This is a genomic window from Winogradskyella sp. (assembly GCF_003712105.1).
Classification (GTDB): Bacteria; Bacteroidota; Bacteroidia; order Flavobacteriales; family Flavobacteriaceae; genus Winogradskyella.
Genome location: NZ_RHLG01000001.1, coordinates 254738 through 279596, shown reverse-complemented (window position 1 = coordinate 279596; position 24859 = coordinate 254738). Strand labels below are relative to the sequence as shown.

Here is a 24859-nt window from a genome sequence, read left to right as displayed (position 1 = left end):
ATTAGTTTTTTAATGCGTTAATAATTTCAGAAGCTTCAACTCTATTTCTGTAATCACCATCAATGGCTTTGGCAAATGAAATCGTAAAGTCTGGTTCTATAATGAAAACAGCTGGGACAGGTAATTCTTTAGAATCATCACCGTAATGACTGTCAAAATCAATTCCTAGAGAGGTCATTGCTTCAAGAGGAGCAGCGTCATTTTTAAATACGGTTGTAAACTGTTGTGCAACAATATTTCCGTTATCGCTTAAAACTTCGAATTGTAAATCATTCTTCTCCTGTATATTCAAAGATTCATCTGGTGTTTGTGGAGAAATAGCAACTAAATTGGCTCCCAATGACTTGATGTCTTCCAATACTTGTTGGTACTGGTTGAGTTGAAGGTTACAATACGGGCACCAAGTACCTCGGTAAAACGTTAGGACAATTTTGCCTTGTTCTAAGAGCGACTTTAAACTTACAGATTGACCCATTGCATTTGATAATGAAAAGTTAGGTGCTTTGTCACCTTCTTTAAGCTTAAGAATAGACTTGTGCGTTTCTTTTAATTTGTTTGCATCTGCTTCAAAAACAGCTAGAGCCTCTTTAGGTAACATACTTCCTAAATTGTCTTGTAATTCTTTAAGACCTACTGAGTAAGAAGGTATTTGTGTTTGTGTACTCATTTTTCTTTGTTTTAAATTATGTCAAAATCGACACTACAAAGTTGAGTAACCTGTATATGCTATAAAATGAACTACTTTAGGAAATCTTCTTGAACTAGTTCAAGATTTTGTGGCCAATCGTTTGCGGATTTTACTTAAAAATTCTGGTGACATGCCTAGATAAGAGGCTAAAGTATATTGAGGAACACGACGCACTATAGAAGGATATAGATTTTGAAATTCTAGGTAGCGTTCCTCAGCAGATTTACCCAAATTAGAAAGTATGCGTCTTTGAGAAAAAGCAAATGATTTTTGAGCAACTAGTCTAAAAAATCTCTCAAACTTAGGGTTGTCACTACAGAGTTTTTCAACATCTTGAAAAGAAATTTGCTGTACTATTGAATCCTCTAATGCCTCTACAAAAATTGAAGCTGGAGTTTGATTTATGTAACTATTAAAATCACTAATAAACCAGTCTTCAATTGCAAATTGAATTGTATACTCAATACCTACATCATTTACAAAATAGCTTCGGAAAGCACCTTTTAAAACATAGGTTTGATGGGAACAAACAAAATTTGGCTGAACAATAAATTGCCTTCTTTTGACTTTTGTAGTTCTAACAATTGAGGTAAACTGTTTTTCATCATCTTCATTTAAAGAAACGTATCTCTTTATGTTATTTAATATGTTTTCGTAATCTTTCAATGAGGCCTTAATGGTTTAAAGTAATATTATGGTTTTTAGTAGTAACCGAAAGATAGTAAATTATGAAGAACTCCGATTAATGTATTTGGGTTGCGAGGATTAATACACACCTATATCAACTTCTACTCAGTCAATTTTTTCCAAAAAACCACTTTGTCATCATCTTCTTCGTAAAATTCAGGGATTACTGCTTGCTTAATATAGTTGCATTTAATGTAAAAATCTCTTGTTAATTCAAACTCAGCTTTTCCTGATGTTTCTACGATTAAAATTCGGTTGCCATTTTCACGTAACGTATTTTCAATGTATTCCATCATTTTCTTTCCAACACCGTTTCCTTGTTGGTCTTTGTGCACAGCAATCGCATAAAGGTTGTAGGTTCCATTAGTTAATCTTTCAGGCGCACAGTACACAATTGAGATAGGTTTTCCATGGCGTATTGTTGTAAACCATATGTCTGTTGAATTTTTGTTATTCAAATAATCACTAATCATATCATCTAATAAGTATGATGGGAACAATTCACTTGAATCTAATACCTTTTTTAATTCAGTAATATCTCCCTTTTCAATTTTTCTTATCATTTTCTAAGTTTTAAGGGCAAAATTAAAACTTGTGTAAAAGTTATGATTGTAAGATTCTGCTATTGTATGCGCTTGAAGGATTTACTCCTAAAACTTTTTTAAAGGAATTGCTTAGATGCGCTTGGTCAAAAAATCCACTTTGTAAAGAGACCTCTGTTAAATTAGTAGAGTTGTTTAGGTATAAGTTTATTGCTTGTCGTAATTTGTTCCAAACGAGGTATTTTTTAATTGAAACTCCGATATGCTCTTTAAAAAGATGTGAAAGCCTACTGTCAGATAGAAACACTCTAGACGTTAATTCTGAAATGAGATTTTTATATTCAAGTTCATTCTCTTCAATGAATTTTATACAATCAATTATTCGCTGATCCGCAGGTGTTTTTAAATCACTTGAAGTAGCGAGATCTTTAATTTCTGAAAACAACTGGTTTTTTGATAAAAACGAAGTTTTAAGAAAAGCACCGTTTTGAAATATAATTCCTTTGCTTTTTAAGAACTTGTGTAAATAATAGTTATAACTCTCTATCATTAAAATCTTGACAGAACAGTTTTTTGCAATAATCTTATGCTTTGTGTTTGATTCGATAATAGCAAAAACTAAGTTCTCATGAGTAAGTTCATTGGATATTAATGCAAAAGAGCCGTCAGTTGCATTTATGATTTCGACAACAGGATGCGAATGGCTTTCTGTATTCAGCTCATTGAACTCGAAGTCGTATATCCCTTTTTTTATATCAAAACCATAAATTTTCATAGCCTCATGTTATCTCATTTACAGCTCTAATTGCAGATCGTGCAGCCGTATGTACGCTGCCCCAATCTTCTCCTGTGGTGTAAGATGTTCCTGCAAAATAAAGCTTATCGCTCACAGATTTACCAAGTGTTCGTACGCGTCTCCAATTTTCGTAATTATACACATAAGCACCTTTAGCAAAAGGCTCTTTGTTCCAATTCTGCGATGTATGTTTTATGTAATTCGATGATGCCTTATTATCAAAAATCTCGTCCAACTCGTTTAACATATATTCAATGAGTTCTTTATCGGATAATTCTCTGTACGGAAGCGTACCTGAACCAACGGTGAATAAACCTAAAACATGTCTATTGGAATTCTGCCCATAAGCCGCATCATAATATAGTTTTTCGCCATCTCTATCGGAGCCAATATCGAAGCCAATTGCAGCAGGATAAAACTTTTCTGAAAACTCTATAAATGCTTTAAAGCCATCCCAAACAGTCACGTCATTTATAGCTTCTCTTTTGTGTTCGGGTAGTTGAGGTGTAAATGCAATAGAACCCGTTTGTAATAGTTTTACAGGTGTAGTGATTATAATCTTATCTGCTGTAAATTCACCATTTGATGTGTTTACAAATATCTTATCCTTAGAGTAGTCAATAGACTTAACAACCGCATTAAACAATATATTATTTTGTACAGATGGGACAACGTATTGCTCAAAAAAATCAAACCACGAGGAATTTATGAACTTCTGGTCAATTTTAAAGCCTATATCTTTTAAATAGACTTCTTCTCCTTCATATAAGGCATAATCCACATCCATATCATAAGGTTTGGTTTTAACATTAATTGGTACGGATGGGTCATTTATAATTTCACTTAAAACGCCTTTTTCTACATGTAGCCATTCGCCACCTAATGGAATAGGGAAGTCTACAAAATCTAATGTTCTTTTCATTCTACCGCCGTATACAGAAGAGGCTTCTAAGATTTGGAACTCAATTCCTTTTTGACGTAATAAATGCCCAGCAGTAAGACCAGCAGCACCAGCTCCAATAATCAATACGTTCCCTTTAAAGTTAGATTTGCTAGTTTCTTCGGAAGACTTATAAGATGTTAATACAGATTGAAAAGGAATGCTAATTCCTAGCAAGCCACACATTTTTATAAATTCTTGTCTGGTCATGTTTTACAATGGGTTTGTGTATGGTAGGATTCGGAAAAATCCGCAAGATTATTCTTGTCTTAACTATAAATTTAGTAAAAAGACCCGGAATTCCAATTAGTCCCAAGAGCTATTGGCATCGGGGCCAATTGCAATGCTTTATACGCAGTGTTATGTGCAGTTATTAGTTACGAGGATTGTCAGACTCATTACTATAGCTTCCATCTTGGTTACAAAAAATAGCAGTACACATATCATAAATAATTTCAAAATGTTCATAGGCTTGTTGGTGTCCGCCATAACCCTCAATTATACCTTCAGAAAGTTCAAAGGCTTCTTCCAAACAGTCCAAATCACAATAATTATTTTGAAATTGTTGACTAAATGATATACCAAATATCATAGTCAATGCTATTGATAATTTTTTTTTATTCTTTATCATATTTTTTTAATTCTGAATTTAGTTCCTGAGCTTCTTTAAATTTTTCGTAGGCAAGTGTTTCGATGAACGCCTTGCTTTTATGTTTTTGTTTGTAATAATTAGATATTAATTTACCTAATTCTGTCTTAAACCCATTATGCTCGTCCATAGAACCATTTACATCATTGAAGTATTCCTCATTAGATAATTTCCCTAATGCAACTAATTTACTTCGCTCTTTAATCTTTTCATAGCTTAATGTCATATCCCGTTGTAAAATAGATTTCTCAATATTAGATGATTTAGCGAATTCATTACATATGTCTAATGCTGGATTATTTTTTGAGTCTAATTCAATCCTAAGTTCATTTTGAACTTTTTCAAAATGCTCAGAAATGTTTTCTTGTTCAATAGTAGATTTTGTTTGTTCAGTACAATTAGAGAATGATACTGTTATCAAAAAAGTCAACAATAGGCGTTTTAAATTTTTCATGATTTTATGTTTTATGAGGTGCATTTTCAATCATTCTTAGATCGTCAGTCTATTTTGACCCATATGTTTTTCAAATTGTAGGTAACGGTCTTTGCTATGATTTCTACTAATGAATTTAAATAATTGTTCTTGTAAGAAACAAGAGTAATGTAATAAGTGGTCGGGTAGTCTAATATTCGGTGAGATCGGTATTAATCATAGACATTATGAGCTAAAGATTTTTTATTAGAACGTGGACTGCGTAAAAATTGTCCTTAAATACACCAAAAACTATAAAGTATTGGGTGAAGGTAATTTTGTGCTTACAATTAGTGAATGCCAATGGAATGCAACTAATAATGTTTTTTGGGTTTTAAAACGTAGTTTTTAATTTATGAGGGATTTCCATGGAATTACAAAAGGTAATAGTACAACCCACACCATAAAAAATAGCGCCATTGCTTTTGGATATTGTTGGTTATTCAGAAAAGCAGGTAGTGCTACGATCAATAACCAGCTTGATTTGTAGATAAGCTGAAATACAAATACTAAACTCATTTGTTTAGGATAAAACAAACCAACAATTGATAGCAGAAAAATTGCTAACCACAAAGCTCCAACTAATCGTATGGCTTCTGAGTATTGAAAAGCTCCAGTGAAAACAGTTCTTTGAGCTGTTTTAGGATAAAATAAACTTGTAAGACTTATAACTCCTGCAACAACTATGTTAGCGAGGTACATTAGCTTCATCTCGACTCAGCAATTTCTTTAATTTTACCAAGCACATCTGGAAGCATATTTCTGAATTTATCTCCAAACGCTTTTGCAAAAATGCCACCTGTAAGCCCTTTAAACCAAACTTCGTGCGTGAATATGGTTTTCCCGTTTTTTGAAGATAGATACCGTTTTACGTAGAGGCTTCCTAATGGTAGTTTAGTTTTGTAAGTATATGACTGTCCCTCGTCATATTCTACCACTTTAAATTTGGATTTACGGCCTTCTAAAGAAATGATAATTCCTTTAGCCCCAAGATGAAAATCATCTTTAATTGAAGCATTTTTTAAGCCTGTATCCCAAGCTTTCCAATTAGGTACATCTGTCCAAATGTTCCAGATAGCTTCAGGTGAGGCAGAAGTCTCCATAGAAAGCCAAAAATGCTTATTAGTTGGCACTTTGTTTTGAGCATTGAGTGCTGTGGCAATAGTGGTCATAAGAATAAAAATTGTTAATCGCATAGTTCTTTTTTTGCAAATGTCATGATTAACAGCTCTTATACACTGCACCTATGTTAACTTCCGTTGGTCAGTCCAATATTTTTTTCGAATTCTACTTAAAGATTGTGGTGCTATGCCAAGGTAGCTAGCAATATCTTTTAGCGGAGCGTTTTCTAGTATAGAGCTTTTCTCTTCCACTAACTTCTTATATCGTTCTTCGGCTGTATTATTTTGAGCCTCTTCTAAAATCTGTTCGGTATAGAATTGCACTTCTTGAATTAGTTTCCGTACAAACTCGCTCCAATGAGGAAGCTCTAATAATTGAAATGCCTTTTCTTTTGACATTTCCCAAACTACGGAGTCTTGTAATGCTTCAATATTATCATTTGTCGGAGTATCAGTTGTGAAGCTTCTTTGAGATGTAAAACAATATGGTGCTTCCGTGAAAAATTTAGACACTTTTTCTCCATCTCGAAATACATAGAATTTTAAAAAGCCTTCTTCTAAAAAGTACAGTTTTCGACAAATTTTGCCGCTTTCAAGGATAACATCACCTTTTTTATAGTGCTTTCTACTAAGACATTTTTCAATCAGTTGCCATTCGTCTTCGTTAAGCGTATTATAGTTTAATATGTATTTTCTAAATGGATGCAATGTTAGTTTTTCAGTCTTTTTTCAAATTACTACCAACTGTTTTTATTCTACTTATCATATAAAGCAAAGGCACTTACCTCAAAATGCATTAAGCCTAATCCTATCTAATTCATCAGAAGTAAAAAGTCCTGTTTCAAAGAGTTTTACAAACTCATCTGTGACATTGGCATTAAATAGAATTAGATCATCGGTATTGATACATACTTTTATGTTATTGTCTAATAATTGACGGATGGGATGTGCCTTCAAACTATCAACAGCACCTAGCATAACATTACTTGTTGGACATATGTTAAGCCGTATGTTATTATCTCTAATTAGGGCTACAGTTTTTTCAGACTCAACAGCTCGAATGCCATGTTGCAACTCATCTGGAGCTAATAGATTAATGGTATGCTCTATACTTTCGGTATCCGAAAACTCACCGATGTGAACCTTAGTTTTTAAGCCCATATCTTTTGCTATATCGTAAAACTTAACAAAAGGATTCAGGTCTTTACCAACTTCTTGGCCGTACAAATCTACACCATGAAATGCACCACTCTCTAAGCATTTTAGGCCGTTTGTATATACTTTTTCTATCTCCAAATCCTTGTTCACGCCTAAGTCAGGTTTAAAGTCTATATCGGATTTATACTTGTCCTTTAGTGTTTTAGTAATCTCAATAACACGCTCTATTGAATCATCAAAAAAACGTGCTAAGTTTAAATCTACACTGGCTTCGAGAAGCGTTACATTGTCATCAATTGCACTCTCAATCGCTATTTCCATAAAGTTTATTACGTCTTCGCCTTTAACCATGATGGTGTTTAAATGGCCGTAGATAAAGTCTATCATTCCGGTAAGACCATCATAGGTTTTTGGGAAAGTGAGATTAGCATTAGGGTATTTTTCGAAAAAGCGCTTTTGTGAGCCTGCTAAATGCAAATGGCTATGCACATCTGCTTTAGGTAGTTTGAAAAAGGTATTTCTAAATTCGGTGTGATTCATAAATATTTAGCCTTATAAAAATACAAGATTTTTTGTAGGATGAGAACTTTAAGGAACCTGCTAATTACTTTGTTGCGCGTTGAAGACGATCGTTTATAGATTTCCCGAGGTTTTTATTAGGAAGTTTTTCAGCAATTATAAGATCTAGATTTTGGTCGTCTAACTTATGAAGCGCATCATATAGTTTAGATGCAGCTTCAGCAAAATTACCTGTTTTAGATAGTACAATTTGAAATGCAATATCATTACTAGAAGCCATATTTTTAAAGGCCAATACACCAATCCGTTGTCCTTTATTTTTAAGAATAGTTTCTTCGAGATTATTTGAAAGAATCGTCTTGGTTTTAGGGGCATAGTGTCTTGCTAACATGCCTGGCGCATTTGGGGCTTCTTCTTTCCTGTTTTTTACTTCTATTTCACCAACGACTTGTTCAATGGCTTCAAGAGATGTTGAGCCTAAACGATAGACAATAGGTTCATCATTTTCAAAACCAATAATAGTTGACTCAATGCCACTTTTACATGCGCCACCATCTAAAACTATTTTCAGCTGATTTTTAAAGTACTGCTCAACATGTTCTGGTTTGGTTGGACTTATTCTATTAAAAGGGTTTGCGCTTGGTGCTGCTAAGGGAAAATCTAACTGATTTAAAAGCTCTAAAGTCAACGGATGATTGGGCATTCTTACGGCTACGGTATCTTTACCTGCAGTTATTAAATCTGGTATAATAGCTTTCTTTTTAAGCACTAGCGTAATTGGACCAGGCCAAAAAGCATCTGCTAATAGTTTGGCCTTTTCTGGCACATGAGCTACAATGTTTTTTAAATAATCAGCTGATGAAATATGTACAATTAACGGATTAAAAAGCGGGCGTTGTTTGGTTTCAAAAATCAATTTAATCGCCTTTTCAGAATAGATATTGCCTGCCAATCCGTAAACTGTTTCGGTCGGGATGGCCACAAGCTCATCTTGATTAAGAATAGCGACTGCTTTTGATATGTCTTTTGAAATAATACTCATATTACTTATGATGCAATATTACTTCAAAAAAATGAATGGTTAATGTGCCTCTAACCAATTATCGCCTATATCGAGATCAACATCTAAAGGAACAGATAACTGATAGGCGTTTTCCATTTCGGTTTTAATGAGTGATTTCATAGACTCTAGCTCGGGTTTATATACATCAAATACCAATTCGTCATGTACTTGCAATAGCATTTTAGATTTAAAATCCGAAGCTTGTAGTTTCTTGTGAATATTAATCATTGCAATTTTAATGATATCAGCAGCGCTACCCTGAATTGGTGCATTAACTGCATTTCGCTCTGCTGCGCCCCGAACCACAGCATTACGGGAGTTGATATCTTTTAAATAACGACGGCGACCTAAAACAGTTTGTACATAACCATTGTCTCTTGCAAAATCAACTTGGTCTTGAATATAATTACGTAACTTCGGGTATGTTGCATAGTAAGTGTCAATTAGTTCTTTAGATTCTGAACGTGTTAAATTCGTCTGATTGCTTAATCCAAAAGCCGAAACACCATAGATAATCCCGAAGTTTACCGTTTTGGCATTACTACGTTGCTCTCTTGTAACTTCAGAAATAGGTACATTAAATACTTTTGAAGCCGTAGATGCATGAATATCTTCTCCATTTTTAAAAGCCGAAATCATGGTTTCTTCCTCACTTAAAGCGGCAATGATACGTAACTCTATTTGCGAATAATCCGCAGCTAGCAATGTGTAATCTGCATCACGCGGTACGAATGCTTTTCGAACTTGGCGACCGCGTTCTGTACGTATTGGAATATTCTGTAAGTTAGGGTTATTACTACTTAAGCGTCCGGTAGCTGCAACAGTTTGCATGTAATCTGTATGTACTCTGTTGGTCGTGGTATTAACTTGCTCAGGTAATGCATCGACATAGGTACTTTTTAGTTTAGATAAACCCCTAAATTCTAAAATATTCTGAATAATTTCATGGTCTTTTGCCAAATAGCTTAGCACATCTTCAGCCGTTGAATATTGACCAGTTTTAGTTTTTTTAGGTTTGTCAACGAGTTTCATTTTTTCAAACAAAATCACGCCTAATTGTTTTGGTGAAGCAATATTGAATTCTTCTCCTGCAGTGTTATAAATACTTTTTTCAAGATTAGCAATATCGGCAGTTAATTCATCAGAAAGTGAGTTTAAAAATCCTTTATCAAGATTTATACCTTCTAATTCCATATCTGCCAATACCCTAAGTAATGGCACTTCGATATCGTCAAAGAGCTTTTTGGTATTGGCTTCGCCTAGTTCTTTTTCAAAATGTTCTTTCAACTGGAGCGTAATGTCTGCATCTTCAACCGCATATTCAGTTTGCTTATCTAAAGGTACTTGGCGCATAGACAATTGATTTTTCCCTTTTTTACCAATCAATTCTGTAATAGATATTGGTGTATAATTGAGATAAGTTTCTGCCAATACATCCATATTATGACGCATATCAGGGTTAATTAGGTAATGTGCTAACATGGTATCGAACAGCTTTCCTTTAACCTGAATATTATATTTAGCTAAGACCTTAATGTCATATTTTAAGTTCTGACCAATTTTTTCAATAGCTTCATTTTCAAAAAATGGGCGAAGTTCTTCAATAAGTGATTGTGCTTCATCTCTATCTTCAGGGAACGGAATGTAAAATCCTTTTCCAGTTTCCCAAGAGAATGCAATACCCACCAACTCAGCAACTAATGGATTAATGCTTGTGGTTTCTGTATCAAAACACACTGAAGTCTGATTCATTAAATTTTTGACAAATAGTTTAGTTGCCATGCCAGAAGCTACACTTTGGTAAAAATGAGATGTAGTTTCTGCTGTTTTTCTTGTATAAGTAGATGTGGTTTCTGCATTTGCAGTATCAGTTGTATCTCCGCCAAAAAGTGAAAACTGTCCTGCGCCTGCTGCTTGTTTAGCTTTTGGTGTTGGTTTAGGTGACGAAGATTTTTCGACAGTTGAGGTATCGGAGCTTTCTTCTTGAGGTGCAAATGTTTTTATAAAGTTTTCAGTAAGACGTCTAAACTCTAAGTCCTGAAAAATTTGCTTTACTTTTTCAATATCAGGCTCAGAGAGTTCAAAATCTTTAGCATCAAATTCCACAGGGACATCTAGCATTATAGTTGCTAGTTTCTTTGATAATAAACCAAGTTCACCATTAGCTTCAACTTTTTCTTTCATTTTCCCTTTAAGCTGGTCAGTATTTGCCAATAAACCTTCCATGCTGCCAAATTGGTTGATGAATTTCTTAGCTGTTTTTTCGCCCACTCCAGGAAGCCCTGGTATATTATCGGACGAGTCGCCCATCATACCTAAAAAGTCAATGACTTGCATTGGGTCTTCTACTTCAAATTTCTTTTGCACTTCAGGAATTCCCCATGTTTCATAACCGCCTCCGAACACAGGTCTGTACATAAAAATATTATGGGTAACCAACTGTGCAAAATCCTTGTCTGGTGTTACCATAAAAGTTTTAAAGCCTTCCTTTTCTGCTTGTCTAGACAGTGTGCCAATAACATCATCTGCTTCATAACCTTCTTTGAAAATAATAGGAATATGCATTGCTTTTAAAATCTCATAGATATATGGCACAGCCGTTTTTATACCTTCAGGTGTTTCATCACGATTGGCTTTGTATTCGCCGTACATCTCTACACGGTCAACACTACCGCCTTTATCAAAGCAAACCGCCAAATGATCCGGACGTTCGCGCTTTATCACATCTAAAAGCGAGTTCATAAAACCCATTATGGCTGAGGTATCTTCCCCTTTAGAATTGATTCTAGGATTCTTTATAAAAGCATAATAGCCACGAAAAATTAATGCATATGCATCAACGAGAAAAAGACGTTTTTGGTCTGACATGAAAACTAATTTTGAAGTCTATAAATCTACAAAAACTTAAGAGTTTATTTAAAATCAATTTGTAATTTTCGGCAATCAAATATAAAGTATGCAAACCTATTCAATTGCCATACATGGTGGTGCTGGAACATTAGTAAAAGGAATGATGACTCCTGAGCTTGAGGCAAACTATAAATCTGCTTTAAAATTAGCTTTGAATGAAGGCTTTAAGGTGTTAAAAAAGGGCCATTCGGCCATTGATGCGGTTACTGAAGCAGTACGGTTGCTAGAAGATTCTCCTTTGTTTAATGCTGGCAAGGGTTCTGTTTTTACTGCTGAAGGCACACACGAAATGGATGCAGCTATTATGGATGGTAAAACCTTAAATGCTGGTGCTGTTTCGCTAGTCACAGGAATTAAAAACCCAGTGCATTTAGCTAAAGATGTTATGGAAAAAAGTGAGCATGTATTTTTAGCAGGTGAAGGCGCAATGCAGTTTGCAAATCAATTGAAATACAAACTTGAAGATGCTGAATATTTTCATGACGATTTTCGTCATCAGCAATGGTTAGAAATTAGAGACACAGATAGTTTTCAATTAGACCACAGTGTAAAGAAAGATTCAAAATTTGGCACTGTTGGCGCAGTGGCATGTGATCAAAATGGAAGCATAGCTGCAGCTACGTCTACTGGTGGAATGACCAATAAAAAATGGGGTCGTGTTGGCGATAGCCCAATGATAGGTGCTGGTAATTATGCTAATAATTCTACTTGTGCAGTAAGCTGCACTGGTAGTGGTGAGTTTTTTATTCGTGGTGTAGTCGCTTATGATGTCTCTTGTTTAATGGAACACAAAGGTTTGTCTCTAGAAGAAGCTTCGAATGAAGTGATCTACAAACGTATTTTAGAAATCAATGGTGATGGTGGATTAATTGCTGTTGATGCTCAAGGAAATATTGCCATGCCATTTAATACCGAAGGCATGTATAGAGCTAGCAAATCTTCTGATGGAATAGAAGAGGTTTCTATCTATAAATAACAAATAAAACCACTTAAAGTTATAATATGAAATTAGACATTTGGTCCATATTAATTATAGTTATAGCTTTTCAAGGATTGTTCTTGTTATTAATGATTTTGTCTAATCGCAAGATTCGAATAAAACGAGAAAATACGTTTTTAGTTTGGATTGTTGTTGTGCTCATTTGGTTCTTGGTTGAATTTTTCTGCATAAGAAATAAGGTAAATTTTAAGCTTAATATATTCTATGGAACGCGATATGGCTCATGGTTTTTGTTAGGGCCATTGACCTATTTTTATTTTAAATCGATTACAAACTCAGACTGGAGATTTACTAGAAAGCAGCTGCTTCATTTTTTGCCTTTCATCGTTTTTGTAATTCTAATTCCCTTAATTTCTTACAAGGCTTTAAATAACAGACAAATTGACTATGGAATGCTATCTGTCTTTGACCATAGAGAGAAACAATTGGCAATAATTCAGTGGATATATTCTATTGTGTTTGTCCTACAGTTTGTACATCTAGCATTCTTTCTGTTTAAAAATTTAAGTCTAGTTAGATTATACTCAAAAGGATTACAGAAAGAGTATTCGGTTATTAATACCAAAATAAAATGGCTAAAATATTTCAATCTCATAATGCTTGTGGTATTGCTGCTTTCGGCCATATTCTTATATATATTATTGGTGACAGATATATACAGAAGACACCTCGATTACATTTATGTACTTCCTATAGGAATTTTGTTTTACTTTATTAGTTTCAAATTTTTTCGTACAGAATGGGAAGAGGTAGAAACCATGACAAAGTATTCAGGTAGCACACTTAAAGCTGATAAGATTACGGAATATAAAAAAGCGATAGATAATTTAATGATTGACAAAAAATTATATCTCGAACCAAATTTGCGTCTCCATGATTTTGCTGAAAAACTTGACATAAGTAAGCATCATTTGTCACAAATAATTAATCAACATTATGGTGTTTCTTTTTTCGATTTTGTTAATCAGCATAGAATTAATGAAGCCAAAACTATTATTACTAACCATCCAGAATATACCTTGCTTCAAGTGGCTTTTGATTCTGGGTTTAATAATAAAACGTCCTTTGTAAATGCGTTTAAAAAATTTGACAGCATTACACCTTCCAAGTACAGGGATAGAATTTCAATTTAATATTTTCATAAAAGAGAGCAACCTTTATAAAGATTGTCGTGATTGCTGCTTAAGACTATTACTATTACGGTATTAATCTTAAAATCAATATTTATGAAAATTCTTTTTACTTCTTTAGTAGTACTGTTTTTGTGCAGTACTACAGTCAACGCTCAAAATTATAATATCGATGCTAGTCATAGCAATGTTCAAATAAGTGTGGAACGCTTTGGTGTCGTAAATGTTTCAGGACGTTTTAAAGCTGTTGAAGGCAAAATTTATTACAACAAGGCAGATGCATCCAAAACCAACGCAAATGCCGCGATAAAAGTTGATAGTTACGATGCTAATAATATTGGAGGCGAACAAGCGGTTAAGAGTAAGGCATTTCTAGATGCTGAAGGATTTCCTAAGATTACATTTATAGGTTCTAAAGCTATTGAAAAAGAAGGTAAGATGTACCTCATTGGAGCATTAACGATTCATGGTGTAACGAAAACTATTGAATTACCGTTCTCTATAAAAGGACCACTACTAGATTTACCTACTCAAAAGCAATCGATTGCTTTTAATGCATCAATCACAATTAATCGTCAGGACTACGGAATTGCATTCGATAGAAAATTACCTAACGGTACTAGCTTAGTAGGAAATGATGTAGAAATCACGCTGTCAATTTTAGCGATAGCAGAATAATATGAAAAGGTCTCTTAAGATACTTTTCTTTTTCTTTGTTTGCGCTCAAACATCTGATGCACAAACTAAAACTTATGTTATAGACATCAATGCCTCAGGCGTAAGTTTTAACGTATCGCATTTAGGTGTTTTAAATGTCCAAGGCTCATTTAAAGACTTTGAAGGTGAACTAGATTTTAAAGAAAATACTTTGAGTGCCATACGAGCAGTAATTAGCACTCAAAGTATTTTTTCTGATGATAAGTCTCGTGACAAAACATTGAGAAGTGAATCTTACCTCGATGTAGATACTTATCCTAAAATAGAGTTTAAATCAGATAAAATTGAAGCATCTTCTAATAAGGTGTCGGGCGGTTTAACCATTAAGAATGAAACCAGACCAATAGTATTGTCATTGCAAATATCAAAATCCAAACGCATAATCAGTTTATCTACTCAAATAAGTAGAAAAAAATTTAATCTAGAATTTGGGTCTATGAATAGCTTAATAGGCGATATTGTAGAAATAGATGTTAGAATTAAATACTAAATAAAAGGGGCATCTATAGGTAACACCTCTACTTTTTTCTTTTTGATATTAAATCGGTCTCCATTAGACAAAATGTGAGTCCTAAGATTTGTCAAAGACATTGCTGTACCTTCTTCTAGAATTTTGTGATTGTTATGCTTTATTTTTCGACCATCAAAAACAATCACCATACCTGAGCCAATCACTTCAAAGGTGTTGTTTTTTATAATAATTCCGGTGTCTTCAGCTAAGCCAAGACCAACTAATTTTGGAAATTGCGCCACAGCTTCAGAAACTCTTCCAAAACGGCCACGTCTTATAAAATGCGTATCTATAATTAACTCAGGAATTAAGCTTAATCCTTTGTACATCTTCACAGCACCCTTTATAAAAGATTCAGAAGCACTACCACCAGCAATCATTTCATTAGCCATTACCATTGCACCTGCACTTGTTCCTGCGATAACAAACCCTTTTTCATTTTTATAGCGTTTGGCTAAAATTTTATGAATTGTTGTACCACCAATCTTATCGGTAATCTTAGATTGGTTACCTCCAGAAAACATAATACAGTTGGCATTTTTTATAAGAGAAATAGCATGTTCTGTTTCAGAATCTTCTTTAGAACGGATGTCTAATACGTCTACATTTTTACAGCCCAAAGTTGAGAAGGCAGTAAGGTAACTTTTACCAACCTCTACGGGAATGCTTGATGCAGTTGGTATCACAACAATTTTAGCATCAATACCTCCAGCTTCCTTAACAACATGAGCTAAAATACCTTCTTCTATAAACTCCAATGTATAGATTTCATCTTCCTCAATTCCCTTATCCTCATTTCCGCCAATAGGAATTAATGTTCCCTTTACCTTTTGCATAGTTTATGGTTCTAAAAAATATTCTGCAAAAATAAATTAATTTTTCTATTGAAAGTTCTATATTTAATGCTCTTACTAAAAAATCAACCCACATGGAAATACGTAGTATTAATGCAATGCGAGGACCAAATTATTGGTCAGTTAGAAGACACAAATTAATTGTAATGGTCTTGGACTTACAAGAAATGGAAGAAAGACCATCGGATAAAGTTGATGGTTTTTATGAGCGATTAACCACAATGTTTCCAAGCATGTATTCGCACAGGTGTTCTGTTGGAGAACCAGGAGGATTTTTTCAGCGCGTTGAAGAAGGTACTTGGATGGGGCATATTATTGAGCACATTGCTTTAGAAATCCAAACACTTGCAGGTATGGATACAGGTTTTGGGCGCACAAGAGGATATGGTGAGTATGGCGTATATAATGTGGTGTTTTCTTATATGGAAGAATCTGTTGGGCGTTATGCTGCTAAAGCGGCAGTTCGTATTTGTGAAGCATTAATCTCTGGTGATGAATATGATTTAGAAGATGACATTCAACGCATGCGAGAGCTTCGTGAAGATGACCGCTTGGGTCCAAGTACAGGCTCTATTGTGGCAGAAGCTGAAGCACGAGGTATTCCATGGATAAGACTCAATAAATATTCGCTTTGTCAGTTAGGATATGGTGCAAATCAAAAACGTATTCAAGCTACAGTTACTTCTGAAACATCATCTATTGGTGTAGAATTGGCATGTGATAAAGAAGATACCAAATATCTGTTAGAACAAGCTGAAGTCGAAGTTCCAAGAGGAGATATTATTAGACGCGAGCGCAGTTTAGAAGATGCTTGCCGTTATGTGGGCTATCCATTAGTTATAAAACCTATCGACGGAAATCATGGTCGGGGAATTACAGTGAATATTCAAAATTATGATGAAGCTTTAGAAGCGTTTAGACATGCAAAGAACAGTTCGCGTAGCGGTTCTATTATTGTCGAAAAATATATAGTCGGAGAAGATTATCGACTTCTTGTTATTAATAATGAACTCGTAGCAGGAGCATTGCGCTCACCAGCTCATGTTATTGGTGATGGGAAATCTACTATTCAAGAGTTGGTAGATGAGGTCAATAGTGATCCTCGTCGTGGTTACGGACACGAAAAAGTATTGACACAAATTACAATTAATGAGTTAACTCAAACCATTATAAAAGATGCTGGTTATACTGTAGATTCAGTTTTAGCTGAAGGCGAAAAATTAGTATTGAAAGATACTGCAAACCTTAGTACTGGCGGAACAGCTGAAGATATAACAGACATTATTCATCCTGCTAATATCTCAATGGCAGAGCGTATTTCTAAGATTATAGATTTAGATATTTGTGGTATTGATATAATGACAACAGATATTTCTAAACCTTTGTCTGAAACTGGTGGCGCAGTACTCGAAGTAAATGCTGGTCCTGGATTTAGAATGCACTTAGCGCCAACAACAGGATTACCGCGCAATGTAGCTGCACCAGTTATTGATAAGCTATTCCCAATAAAAGGCGATACAGGCCGCATTCCAATTATTGCTATAACCGGAACTAATGGTAAAACCACAACATCGAGATTGATTGCGCATATTGCAAAAATGAAAGGTTATCGCGTAGGCTACACAACAAGTGATGGTGTGTACATCCAAAACCGTTTGTTAATGACAGGTGATTGTACTGGTCCATCAAGTGCCGAGTTTGTACTTAAAGACCCAACTGTAAATTTTGCAGTATTAGAATGTGCTCGTGGTGGTTTACTACGTGCTGGTCTTGGCTTTAAAAAGTGTGATGTTGGTGTAGTTACTAATGTTGCTGCTGACCATTTAGGGTTAAAAGGTATAAATACTATTGAGCAACTAGCCAAAGTAAAAGGTGTAATACCAGAAACAGTATTACCAGATGGTTACACCGTTTTAAACGCTGATGATGATTTGGTTTACGATATGCGCCGCAGTGTAGATTGTAATGTAGCTCTATTTTCTATGGACGAAAATAATCCAAGAATAAAAGCATTACAGCGCTTAAATGGTATAACTGCTGTGTACGAAAATGGATACGTCACCATTTGCCGTGGCGAATGGAAAATGCGTCTAATGAAAGCTGAGCACATACCATTAACATATGGTGGTAAAGCTAAATTTATGATACAAAACGTATTGGCAGCTATACTTGCAGCTCATGTTCAAGGTATAAGTAATGAAGATATTAAAGCAGGTCTTGAAACGTTTGTGCCTTCAGCTTCACAAACACCAGGACGATTAAATTTATTTAAGTTCGATAAGTTTAATATTCTGTTAGATTATGCGCATAACAAAGCAGGTATGCAAGCCTTGAAAAAGTTTACAGATGAATTAGATGCTACCGTAAGAGTCGGTATTATTGCAGGTATTGGTGATAGGCGAGAAGAAGATAATAATGCCATGGGTATGATTGCAGCCGAAATGTTTGATGAAATCATTATCCGTCAGGATAAGCATTTACGTGGTAAGAGTGAAGAGCAATTAATTAAAATGCTTGATGACGGTATAAAAATGAAAGACCCAAAGAAGAAAACTACGATTATACCATCTGAGCAAGAGGCTATAAAACACGCTGTGCGAAATGCTGTTGATGGCTCTTTGATTATTTTGTGCAGTGATGTTGTGCCTGATGCTTTAGACTTGGTAAAAGACCTAAAAGCTATGGAAACTAAAGGCGAATTACATTTGTTGTAGATTGATAGCTGAGTCAAAGGGTTCTAAATCTGGCTCTAAGAATTTGGTTTTAGCTCTATCAGAATTGTAGATATCAAAACTATAGTGAAAAGCCATTAATTCTTTAAAGTTAGTTTTCAATCTCGGGAATTGAGTTATAAATACTTTGAAGCTTTTAGCATCAGCGGTATTCATGAAATGATTTACAGCTAGTGTAGCAGCGATAGTCAATGTCTTATTATACTTGTCTTTTGCTCCAACAAATTCAACAAATCTTTGTAGTTGATTCTGAATGTTTTTAAGTGCGTTTTCAATTCCGTATTTACGAATATTTATCCATGCAAGTCTTAAATGAGCTTCATGAGAAAAACAAGATGGATTCAATGAACAGCTAATAAAGGCTTGTTCGAACTCATCATCTGTAAATTCGTAGTGTTTTTCCATAAATCAGAAAGGAAATAAATGTAACACGATGGTAAGCTAAATATATCCTTAAGGCGCAGGGTTTGGTATTTCAGCATGCACTGCTTCAATAGCTTTCATGACATCGTCGCCTAACGTAATGTTTATACTGTCAATATTTTCTTCGAGTTGCTCAAGGTTTGTAGCGCCAATAATATTACTCGTTAAAAACGGTCTGTTATTCACAAAAGCTAATGCCATTTGTGCTAAACTTAGACCATTGTCTTCTGCAATTTTAAGATAACGTTTTGTGGCTTCAGTGGCTTGTGGACCACTATATCTCGCAAAACGAGGGAATAGTTTTAGCCTAGCATTATCAGCAGCTGTGCCTTTAATGTATTTACCAGACAATACACCAAAAGCCATAGGTGAATAAGCCAGTAGACCAATATCTTCACGATGCGCAATTTCAGCCAATGCACCCTCAAATGGTCTACACAATAAGGAATATGCATTTTGTATTGTAATCATTCGAGGTAAGTCATTGTATTTAGCTTCTTCTAGATAACGCATGGTTCCCCAAGCACCTTCGTTAGAAATACCAACATGCCTTACCTTTCCAGATTTTATAATCTCATCGAGATTATGCAGTATTTCGTTAAAATTATCTTGCCAAGGATCATTAGGATTATGAACATAATCTCTTGTTCCAAAAAGTAAAGTTTCTCGCTCTGGCCAGTGCAGTTGGTATAAATCTATATAATCTGTTTGTAAGCGTTTAAGACTATTATCTACTGCTTCATTAAGTGCCGCTTTACTAAACCCGGTAGTACGAATATGTGCTGTATAATCTCCTGGGCCAGCAATTTTTGTAGCCAAAACTACCTTGTCTCTATTGCCAGTTTTTGTAAACCAATTACCAATAATACGTTCGGTTTCAGCATAGGTTTCAGCAGTTGCTGGTACCGGATATAACTCTGCAACATCAAAGAAATTAACGCCTTTATCCAGTGCTAAATCCATTTGTGCAAAACCTTCATCTTGCGTGTTTTGGTTGCCCCACGTCATGGTGCCTAAACAAATTTTACTGACTTTAATATCTGTGTGTGGTAGGTTGGTGTACTTCATATTCATTTCCTGCGAAGGCAGGAATCTATTTTAATGGTTAAACAAATTTTAAGACCTCTCGACTGCGCTCGAGGTGACAGTTCAACTATGATAATTGAAATGCATCAATCCATCATACTCATAACAAAAATAAGAAGATGGTTTAGGTTTGTAAAACCCAAAAGGTCTAAATCTATGTTAAGTTTCCAAATTTTAATTAATCGCTATTCTGAGTTCTATGTTTTAGGATTCCGGCAATTAACATAGCCAGAAAACTTAATGCCCACAAATAGTATCCTACATCGTAACCAGTAATTGTACCATATGTATTATTTGTACCCATAACTATTTCCTTACAGAACAAGAATGAAATAGCTAAGACTAACGCTAATAAGCTTATATAAATCGAATATTTTTTATGCCTCAATCCCCAAGATAAAACTATAAGTATATTGGCTAACCATGAGAACCCAGAATCAAAAACAGCGTAAAATCCAAAAATTAGAAGCGAAAATCCGTAATATGATTGTTCTTCATTTTCAATAAATAAACAGTTTTGAGTTAATGAGATTATATACAACACTATACTCAATGCATACCAGAAATTTGGACTTTTGATTTTATATATTTTGAATAGGCTCAAATGCTTTAAATATCATTCAAAAGCTTAGAAATTTCATCTAATTTTGGTGAGAGTATTACCTCGATACGTCTATTTTTAGCTTTACCTTCGGTCGTTTCGTTACTGGCAATAGGCGCATATTCACCTCGCCCAGCAGCTGTTAAACTTTCAGGATTGATACTTGTATTTTCTCTTAAAATATTCACGATTGCAGTTGCGCGCTTTGTAGATAAATCCCAGTTGCCGCTTAGTTGTGCATTACCTTTGTATGGTACATTATCGGTATGGCCTTCAATTAAAATAGCAATATCAGGATTATCTGCTAAAACAGTTCCTAACTGTTCTACAGCTTTACGACCTTCGCTTCCTACTGACCAACTGCCTGAATTAAATAGCAATTTGTTTTCCATAGATACATATACCTTACCATCACGTTGTTCTACAGTAAGTCCTTTACCTTCAAAATTAGTTAGTGCTTTAGAAATAGCATTTTTTAATTGAGACATTGCGGCATCTTTTGAAGCAATAACATTTTCTAATTCGGCAACACGTTTTGAGCGACTATCTAACTCGCTTTGCAATTTATTTAGGCGATCACTTTCTGCGGCTAAAGCTTGTTCTTTGGCTTCAAGTTGTGCAAGCAATTCTCTATTCTTTTTAGAGTTTGCAGCAATAGATGCTGAACTTTGCTCTTCTAACGCTTTATACGATGCCTTAAGGTTATCTAAGTTGCTTTTTGTAGCTGCAAGTTCTGTGGTTAATTGGTCTCTGTCTTTAACGGCGTCGTCATAAGCTTTCTGAAGTCTATCTAAATCATTTTCGAGTTTCGTTTTTGCATCAGATAAATTTTGATTTTCATCAGATAGTTGACGGTGTTCTTTTTTAAGATTTGCATATTTATCTTCTAAATCAGTGTAAATTTTTTTTGATACACACGATGAAAATAGCACTAAACTTAAGACTAAAAGAGTTGTTTTTTTTAACATGGGTTCTGTATTTGGGTATGAATTGATGATTTTAAAATTCTAATTCTAACAGTATAGGACAATGGTCACTATGCACTGCTTGAGAGAGTATAACGCTTCGTTTTAAATTTTCTTGTAAAGGTAAAGTTGCCATCGCATAATCTAATCGCCAACCTTTATTATTGGCTCTAGCATTGGCTCTGTAACTCCACCATGTATATTCTTGAGAATCAGGGTTTAAATATCGGAATGAATCTATTAATCCACTATTAATAAAATTACCGAGCCACTCGCGTTCTTCTGGTAAAAAGCCCGATACACCTTTCATTTTTGGATTGTGTATATCTATTTCTTCATGGCAAATATTATAATCACCACAGATTACAAGTTTTGGAACCGTTTTACGTAACTCATTAATATAGTCTTGAAATTCATCCATATAATTAAACTTAAAACTCAGTCGAGCATCGTTAGTTCCAGATGGTAAATACAGACTCATTATAGAAACATCGTCATAATCAACTCTAAGGTTTCTGCCTTCAAAATCCATAGATGCTATACCCGTACCAAACTCTACATGATTAGGTTCTGTTTTGCATAAAATTGCGACACCACTATAACCTTTTTTTTGAGCACTAAACCAGTAATTGTAGCTATAGCCAGCTTCAGCAAACAGGTCTAAATCTAGTTGGTCTTCTTGCGCTTTAATTTCTTGAAGGCATATCACATCTGGATTGGTAGCTTTTAACCAATCTATAAATCCTTTTTTTAAGGCAGCTCTTATACCATTAACGTTGTATGATGCTATTTTCATGTTTAAGAATTAATTCAATAATTTAAGTGAAAAATAGATGTCAGGTTGAGCGCAGTCGAAACCTATTAATGAAAATAATTTTAGTTCTTGACTGCGCTCGAACAGACAATAGCTCAAAAATAAATAATACTGTACTTTTACAATGCATTTAATTGTGAAATATGTCTCAAGACACATTCAGCAAAAGGAAAATAAAGAATTGTTAATATACTTCACCAGTCAAATTGATTGAAGTAAAAGGGTCTTTAGTATTTGCATCAATGATTATTTGTTTTGTAAATTTCCCTCTACTTTCTGGGATGTATTGAAACCTAATATATGCTGAATCGTTTTTTTTAATTAAAGAATTATCAAATGAAATTAAAGTGCATTCACAGCTTGAAGCAATTGAGTTTATCTTTAATTTTACACTACTCATATTTTTTATGAATAACGTTTTTTCTACTGTGTCATTTATGTTAATAATTCCAAGATTTATGTCTTTATTAATTTTAATTGTCGAAACGTATTTATCTATAGAATTACAACTTGTAATTGCATATAAAATTGAAAAAATATAAATATTAATTCTTAGTATTCTTTTTAATAAGTTTGTTGATGTCATTATAGAGGAGATACCATTTATCATTTAAATTTCCTTTGTAAACTATTTTATTTGATGCGTTAATAATAAGTATTTTAGGGACAGTTGAATTATTTAGCTTTTTCCAGGCATCTATGTTTTGAGCAAAAAGAGAAGTAAATTGATAATTTCTCACAATTCTTTTGACATTTTTTAAACTGTCTTTTTTTAACGGAAGGTTTAAAGAATAAAATTCAATTTTTTCATTTTCTTTATATTTATTTTTTAAGTTTTCAAATTCAGGAAATTTTTTAATACAAACTCCACAGTTAGAAGACCATAAATCCATAATTATTGTTTTGTTCTTAGGGAATTTGAATGGTTTATCGTCTATGTCTAAAATTGATAGTTTTGGAAATTCTTTATTTATTGGATTTTCTGAATCAGTAACATATTCAATCCAATTAGGCATGAATAGATATCCAATAATAGAACTAAAAAGCCCATAAATTATAAAGTTTTTAAGATTGTAGTTACTTAAAAAACTGAAAGTCAACCCTAATATTGGAGCTATTAAAACAGGGACTACTCTTAGCTTCATGTTTAATGGTTGCATTGAGGAAATAATGCCGTAACCATAAAGCACAACAAAAGGGGTTACTAATGCAATTAATTTTATAGTTATTCCTTTACTAAAGGTCTTTTTTATAAGTATTGAAGACAAAAAGAATAGAATCAAAGTAATTGTAACTTGAAACATCCAGTTAATAGCTCCACTCAATATTGATATAAGTGTAGTTATTACTATTATAGAAACTAAATAACTATTTTTCTTGTTCAAAATTTATTAAGCGTCTTTATGTTCGCATTCACCATTACATGATGAATTCCATAGAAAACCACATCCTTTATATGAATCATCACATTTTGTTTTATGACATTCAAAACTAATTCCTATACAATAATCTTCTAGTTCATTACATTCACAGTCTTCTATATCTTCTCCAGGATCTAACACTAAATCATCCCTGGCGCCATTATCCGATTGAACTTCATTTAATGTAGTAAAATACAATATGAATTTTTCTCTGGAGAATTTTGATTCATTTTCAATTATCCAGCCTTTTATTTCTTCATTAATAGAAACACCTTTTTCATTGTTAGAGCTAAAAAACTCTGTTTCTAAAATTTTTGAAAGATTTATTATTGATTTTTTTTGAATTTCAGTTGTACTAGGCAAAGCTATTAATGATGATAATCTGTCATCCCATAATTTGAATTTTTCATCCTTATTTAAAAGACGATAAGCAATTCTTTGTTCATTATGCTTCATAACCCTCAAGTTTTCGACTTTACTTAAATCAATATTTAAGTCATTCATTTCTTCTGTACTTGATGTTTCACATGAAAAAGATAATAATAAGCTGGCCAGTGATAATAAAAATAATTTCCTCATAGTTATTTGTATTGATTTATTAGAATTTAAATGCAAAAGTCATCTTGACTTTTTTTGTAAGAAAAAGAAAACAGATTAATCTTCCTACCTTAATGTAACAGATGGTAGTAAAAGTGTATAAGTGGTTATTATTCAAGATTTGGCATGGGTCATTTCATAAAGTATCGGGGTAATTATTTTCTACATTACGATTAGCAACCTATAGCTCCATACATTAAGTACTCAACGGCTATGATACAGTGAAATAGTCCGATATCTGCAAAGACAAAAAGAGGTTTTAAGCCACAGATTCACTTTGGAAAAATAGAACAAGCTAACAGAGATATTTGTTTCTCTACTTTTTGTAAAATCTCAGATTATTTTGATTTTTCTATTGAAGAAATGTTTAAGGGTTGCACTTATTACAAATAACTACAATAAATAATACTGTACTTTTACAATGCATTTAATTGTGAAATATGTCTTAAATAAAGGCGTTACT

General features: G+C 33.9%; 27 protein-coding genes. 5 read left to right on the top strand and 22 right to left on the bottom strand.

Annotation, left to right across the window (positions count from 1 at the left end; genetic code table 11):
• Position 1 precedes the first annotated feature (1 nt).
• From ED556_RS01370 to polA, 13 genes are all read right to left on the bottom strand, one after another.
• Complete coding sequence (locus ED556_RS01370; protein ID WP_296318745.1) at positions 2 to 667, bottom strand: peroxiredoxin-like family protein; 666 nt, start codon at positions 665 to 667, stop codon at positions 2 to 4.
• Positions 668 to 766: 99 nt separating this feature from the next.
• Positions 767 to 1354 (bottom strand): Crp/Fnr family transcriptional regulator, encoded by a 588-nt coding sequence (locus ED556_RS01365; protein WP_296318744.1) that lies wholly within the window; start codon positions 1352 to 1354, stop codon positions 767 to 769.
• Between the two features lie 122 nt (positions 1355 to 1476).
• Entirely contained in the window at positions 1477 to 1938 is a 462-nt protein-coding gene (locus ED556_RS01360) for a GNAT family N-acetyltransferase (RefSeq protein ID WP_296318743.1), read from the bottom strand.
• A 40-nt stretch (positions 1939 to 1978) separates the two neighbouring features.
• Positions 1979 to 2692, bottom strand: a complete 714-nt coding sequence (locus ED556_RS01355; protein WP_296318742.1) for an AraC family transcriptional regulator — start codon at positions 2690 to 2692, stop codon at positions 1979 to 1981.
• 4 nt (positions 2693 to 2696) lie between these two features.
• Positions 2697 to 3863 (bottom strand): NAD(P)/FAD-dependent oxidoreductase, encoded by a 1167-nt coding sequence (locus ED556_RS01350; protein ID WP_296318741.1) that lies wholly within the window; start codon positions 3861 to 3863, stop codon positions 2697 to 2699.
• 163 nt (positions 3864 to 4026) lie between these two features.
• A complete protein-coding gene (locus ED556_RS01345) occupies positions 4027 to 4284 on the bottom strand; it encodes a hypothetical protein (RefSeq protein WP_296318740.1) in 258 nt (85 codons plus the stop codon).
• Entirely contained in the window at positions 4271 to 4732 is a 462-nt protein-coding gene (locus tag ED556_RS01340) for a TetR family transcriptional regulator C-terminal domain-containing protein (protein ID WP_296318739.1), read from the bottom strand. Before ED556_RS01340 ends, ED556_RS01345 begins: the two co-directional genes overlap by 14 nt.
• Positions 4733 to 5122: 390 nt before the next feature.
• Positions 5123 to 5485 (bottom strand): hypothetical protein, encoded by a 363-nt coding sequence (locus ED556_RS01335; protein ID WP_296318738.1) that lies wholly within the window; start codon positions 5483 to 5485, stop codon positions 5123 to 5125.
• A complete protein-coding gene (locus tag ED556_RS01330; protein WP_296318737.1) occupies positions 5482 to 5970 on the bottom strand; it encodes an SRPBCC family protein in 489 nt (162 codons plus the stop codon). Before ED556_RS01330 ends, ED556_RS01335 begins: the two co-directional genes overlap by 4 nt.
• A 48-nt stretch (positions 5971 to 6018) precedes the next feature.
• On the bottom strand, positions 6019 to 6603 hold the full coding sequence (locus ED556_RS01325; RefSeq protein WP_296318736.1) for a Crp/Fnr family transcriptional regulator: 585 nt from the start codon (positions 6601 to 6603) through the stop codon (positions 6019 to 6021).
• Positions 6604 to 6681: 78 nt separating this feature from the next.
• On the bottom strand, positions 6682 to 7593 hold the full coding sequence (locus ED556_RS01320) for a hypothetical protein (protein ID WP_296318735.1): 912 nt from the start codon (positions 7591 to 7593) through the stop codon (positions 6682 to 6684).
• A gap of 64 nt (positions 7594 to 7657) precedes the next feature.
• On the bottom strand, positions 7658 to 8614 hold the full coding sequence (locus ED556_RS01315; protein ID WP_296318734.1) for an L-threonylcarbamoyladenylate synthase: 957 nt from the start codon (positions 8612 to 8614) through the stop codon (positions 7658 to 7660).
• A 39-nt stretch (positions 8615 to 8653) separates the two neighbouring features.
• Positions 8654 to 11503, bottom strand: coding sequence for a DNA polymerase I (gene polA / locus ED556_RS01310; RefSeq protein ID WP_296318733.1), 2850 nt, complete (start codon positions 11501 to 11503; stop codon positions 8654 to 8656).
• Between the two features lie 88 nt (positions 11504 to 11591).
• On the opposite strand from polA, the gene ED556_RS01305 reads away from it, so the two are divergent.
• The 4 genes from ED556_RS01305 to ED556_RS01290 all read left to right on the top strand — a co-directional run bounded on the left by ED556_RS01305 (position 11592) and on the right by ED556_RS01290 (position 14882).
• Positions 11592 to 12521 (top strand): isoaspartyl peptidase/L-asparaginase family protein, encoded by a 930-nt coding sequence (locus ED556_RS01305; RefSeq protein ID WP_296318732.1) that lies wholly within the window; start codon positions 11592 to 11594, stop codon positions 12519 to 12521.
• Between the two features lie 26 nt (positions 12522 to 12547).
• On the top strand, positions 12548 to 13678 hold the full coding sequence (locus ED556_RS01300) for a helix-turn-helix domain-containing protein (RefSeq protein WP_296318731.1): 1131 nt from the start codon (positions 12548 to 12550) through the stop codon (positions 13676 to 13678).
• A 93-nt stretch (positions 13679 to 13771) separates the two neighbouring features.
• Positions 13772 to 14353, top strand: a complete 582-nt coding sequence (locus ED556_RS01295; RefSeq protein WP_296318730.1) for a YceI family protein — start codon at positions 13772 to 13774, stop codon at positions 14351 to 14353.
• Position 14354: 1 nt separating this feature from the next.
• Positions 14355 to 14882: a YceI family protein gene (locus ED556_RS01290; protein ID WP_296318729.1), complete on the top strand. Its 528-nt coding sequence runs from the start codon at positions 14355 to 14357 to the stop codon at positions 14880 to 14882.
• Here the strand turns inward: ED556_RS01290 and ED556_RS01285 are convergent.
• On the bottom strand, positions 14879 to 15739 hold the full coding sequence (locus ED556_RS01285) for a cyanophycinase (RefSeq protein WP_296318728.1): 861 nt from the start codon (positions 15737 to 15739) through the stop codon (positions 14879 to 14881). The two genes, ED556_RS01290 and ED556_RS01285, sit on opposite strands and share 4 nt — an antisense overlap.
• Positions 15740 to 15831: 92 nt before the next feature.
• On the opposite strand from ED556_RS01285, the gene cphA reads away from it, so the two are divergent.
• Positions 15832 to 18471 carry a cyanophycin synthetase gene (gene cphA, locus ED556_RS01280; RefSeq protein ID WP_296318727.1) on the top strand — a complete coding sequence of 880 codons (2640 nt, stop codon included), beginning with the start codon at positions 15832 to 15834 and terminating at the stop codon, positions 18469 to 18471.
• Here the strand turns inward: cphA and ED556_RS01275 are convergent.
• The 8 genes from ED556_RS01275 to ED556_RS01245 all read right to left on the bottom strand — a co-directional run bounded on the left by ED556_RS01275 (position 18457) and on the right by ED556_RS01245 (position 24378).
• Positions 18457 to 18894, bottom strand: a complete 438-nt coding sequence (locus ED556_RS01275) for a hypothetical protein (RefSeq protein ID WP_296318726.1) — start codon at positions 18892 to 18894, stop codon at positions 18457 to 18459. The two genes, cphA and ED556_RS01275, sit on opposite strands and share 15 nt — an antisense overlap.
• Positions 18895 to 18942: 48 nt before the next feature.
• Positions 18943 to 19980, bottom strand: a complete 1038-nt coding sequence (locus ED556_RS01270; RefSeq protein ID WP_296318725.1) for an aldo/keto reductase — start codon at positions 19978 to 19980, stop codon at positions 18943 to 18945.
• A gap of 196 nt (positions 19981 to 20176) precedes the next feature.
• Positions 20177 to 20551, bottom strand: coding sequence for a hypothetical protein (locus tag ED556_RS01265; RefSeq protein WP_296318724.1), 375 nt, complete (start codon positions 20549 to 20551; stop codon positions 20177 to 20179).
• A 56-nt stretch (positions 20552 to 20607) separates the two neighbouring features.
• On the bottom strand, positions 20608 to 21567 hold the full coding sequence (locus ED556_RS01260) for an OmpA family protein (RefSeq protein WP_296318723.1): 960 nt from the start codon (positions 21565 to 21567) through the stop codon (positions 20608 to 20610).
• Positions 21568 to 21598: 31 nt separating this feature from the next.
• Positions 21599 to 22360, bottom strand: a complete 762-nt coding sequence (locus ED556_RS01255) for an exodeoxyribonuclease III (protein WP_296318722.1) — start codon at positions 22358 to 22360, stop codon at positions 21599 to 21601.
• A gap of 202 nt (positions 22361 to 22562) precedes the next feature.
• A complete protein-coding gene (locus ED556_RS14625) occupies positions 22563 to 22964 on the bottom strand; it encodes a DUF1573 domain-containing protein (protein ID WP_366663734.1) in 402 nt (133 codons plus the stop codon).
• Positions 22924 to 23763 (bottom strand): TlpA disulfide reductase family protein, encoded by an 840-nt coding sequence (locus ED556_RS01250; protein WP_296318721.1) that lies wholly within the window; start codon positions 23761 to 23763, stop codon positions 22924 to 22926. The genes ED556_RS14625 and ED556_RS01250 overlap by 41 nt, the downstream gene beginning before the upstream one ends.
• A 6-nt stretch (positions 23764 to 23769) precedes the next feature.
• Complete coding sequence (locus tag ED556_RS01245; RefSeq protein ID WP_296318720.1) at positions 23770 to 24378, bottom strand: bacteriocin fulvocin C-related protein; 609 nt, start codon at positions 24376 to 24378, stop codon at positions 23770 to 23772.
• Positions 24379 to 24859 lie beyond the last annotated feature (481 nt).

Bases quoted from the DNA above. Each gene is read 5' to 3' on its own strand.
- polA (WP_296318733.1), bottom strand. From the start codon at position 11,503: ATGTCAGACCAAAAACGTCTTTTTCTCGTTGATGCATATGCATTAATT.
- cphA (WP_296318727.1), top strand. From the start codon at position 15,832: ATGGAAATACGTAGTATTAATGCAATGCGAGGACCAAATTATTGGTCA.
- ED556_RS01320 (WP_296318735.1), bottom strand. From the start codon at position 7,593: ATGAATCACACCGAATTTAGAAATACCTTTTTCAAACTACCTAAAGCA.
- ED556_RS01300 (WP_296318731.1), top strand. From the start codon at position 12,548: ATGAAATTAGACATTTGGTCCATATTAATTATAGTTATAGCTTTTCAA.
- ED556_RS01315 (WP_296318734.1), bottom strand. From the start codon at position 8,614: ATGAGTATTATTTCAAAAGACATATCAAAAGCAGTCGCTATTCTTAAT.
- ED556_RS01345 (WP_296318740.1), bottom strand. From the start codon at position 4,284: ATGATAAAGAATAAAAAAAAATTATCAATAGCATTGACTATGATATTT.
- ED556_RS01355 (WP_296318742.1), bottom strand. From the start codon at position 2,692: ATGAAAATTTATGGTTTTGATATAAAAAAAGGGATATACGACTTCGAG.
- ED556_RS01305 (WP_296318732.1), top strand. From the start codon at position 11,592: ATGCAAACCTATTCAATTGCCATACATGGTGGTGCTGGAACATTAGTA.
- ED556_RS01270 (WP_296318725.1), bottom strand. From the start codon at position 19,980: ATGAAGTACACCAACCTACCACACACAGATATTAAAGTCAGTAAAATT.
- ED556_RS01335 (WP_296318738.1), bottom strand. From the start codon at position 5,485: ATGAAGCTAATGTACCTCGCTAACATAGTTGTTGCAGGAGTTATAAGT.
- ED556_RS01255 (WP_296318722.1), bottom strand. From the start codon at position 22,360: ATGAAAATAGCATCATACAACGTTAATGGTATAAGAGCTGCCTTAAAA.
- ED556_RS01245 (WP_296318720.1), bottom strand. From the start codon at position 24,378: ATGAGGAAATTATTTTTATTATCACTGGCCAGCTTATTATTATCTTTT.
- ED556_RS01330 (WP_296318737.1), bottom strand. From the start codon at position 5,970: ATGCGATTAACAATTTTTATTCTTATGACCACTATTGCCACAGCACTC.
- ED556_RS01360 (WP_296318743.1), bottom strand. From the start codon at position 1,938: ATGATAAGAAAAATTGAAAAGGGAGATATTACTGAATTAAAAAAGGTA.
- ED556_RS14625 (WP_366663734.1), bottom strand. From the start codon at position 22,964: ATGACATCAACAAACTTATTAAAAAGAATACTAAGAATTAATATTTAT.
- ED556_RS01275 (WP_296318726.1), bottom strand. From the start codon at position 18,894: ATGGAAAAACACTACGAATTTACAGATGATGAGTTCGAACAAGCCTTT.
- ED556_RS01370 (WP_296318745.1), bottom strand. From the start codon at position 667: ATGAGTACACAAACACAAATACCTTCTTACTCAGTAGGTCTTAAAGAA.
- ED556_RS01350 (WP_296318741.1), bottom strand. From the start codon at position 3,863: ATGACCAGACAAGAATTTATAAAAATGTGTGGCTTGCTAGGAATTAGC.
- ED556_RS01290 (WP_296318729.1), top strand. From the start codon at position 14,355: ATGAAAAGGTCTCTTAAGATACTTTTCTTTTTCTTTGTTTGCGCTCAA.
- ED556_RS01285 (WP_296318728.1), bottom strand. From the start codon at position 15,739: ATGCAAAAGGTAAAGGGAACATTAATTCCTATTGGCGGAAATGAGGAT.
- ED556_RS01295 (WP_296318730.1), top strand. From the start codon at position 13,772: ATGAAAATTCTTTTTACTTCTTTAGTAGTACTGTTTTTGTGCAGTACT.
- ED556_RS01260 (WP_296318723.1), bottom strand. From the start codon at position 21,567: ATGTTAAAAAAAACAACTCTTTTAGTCTTAAGTTTAGTGCTATTTTCA.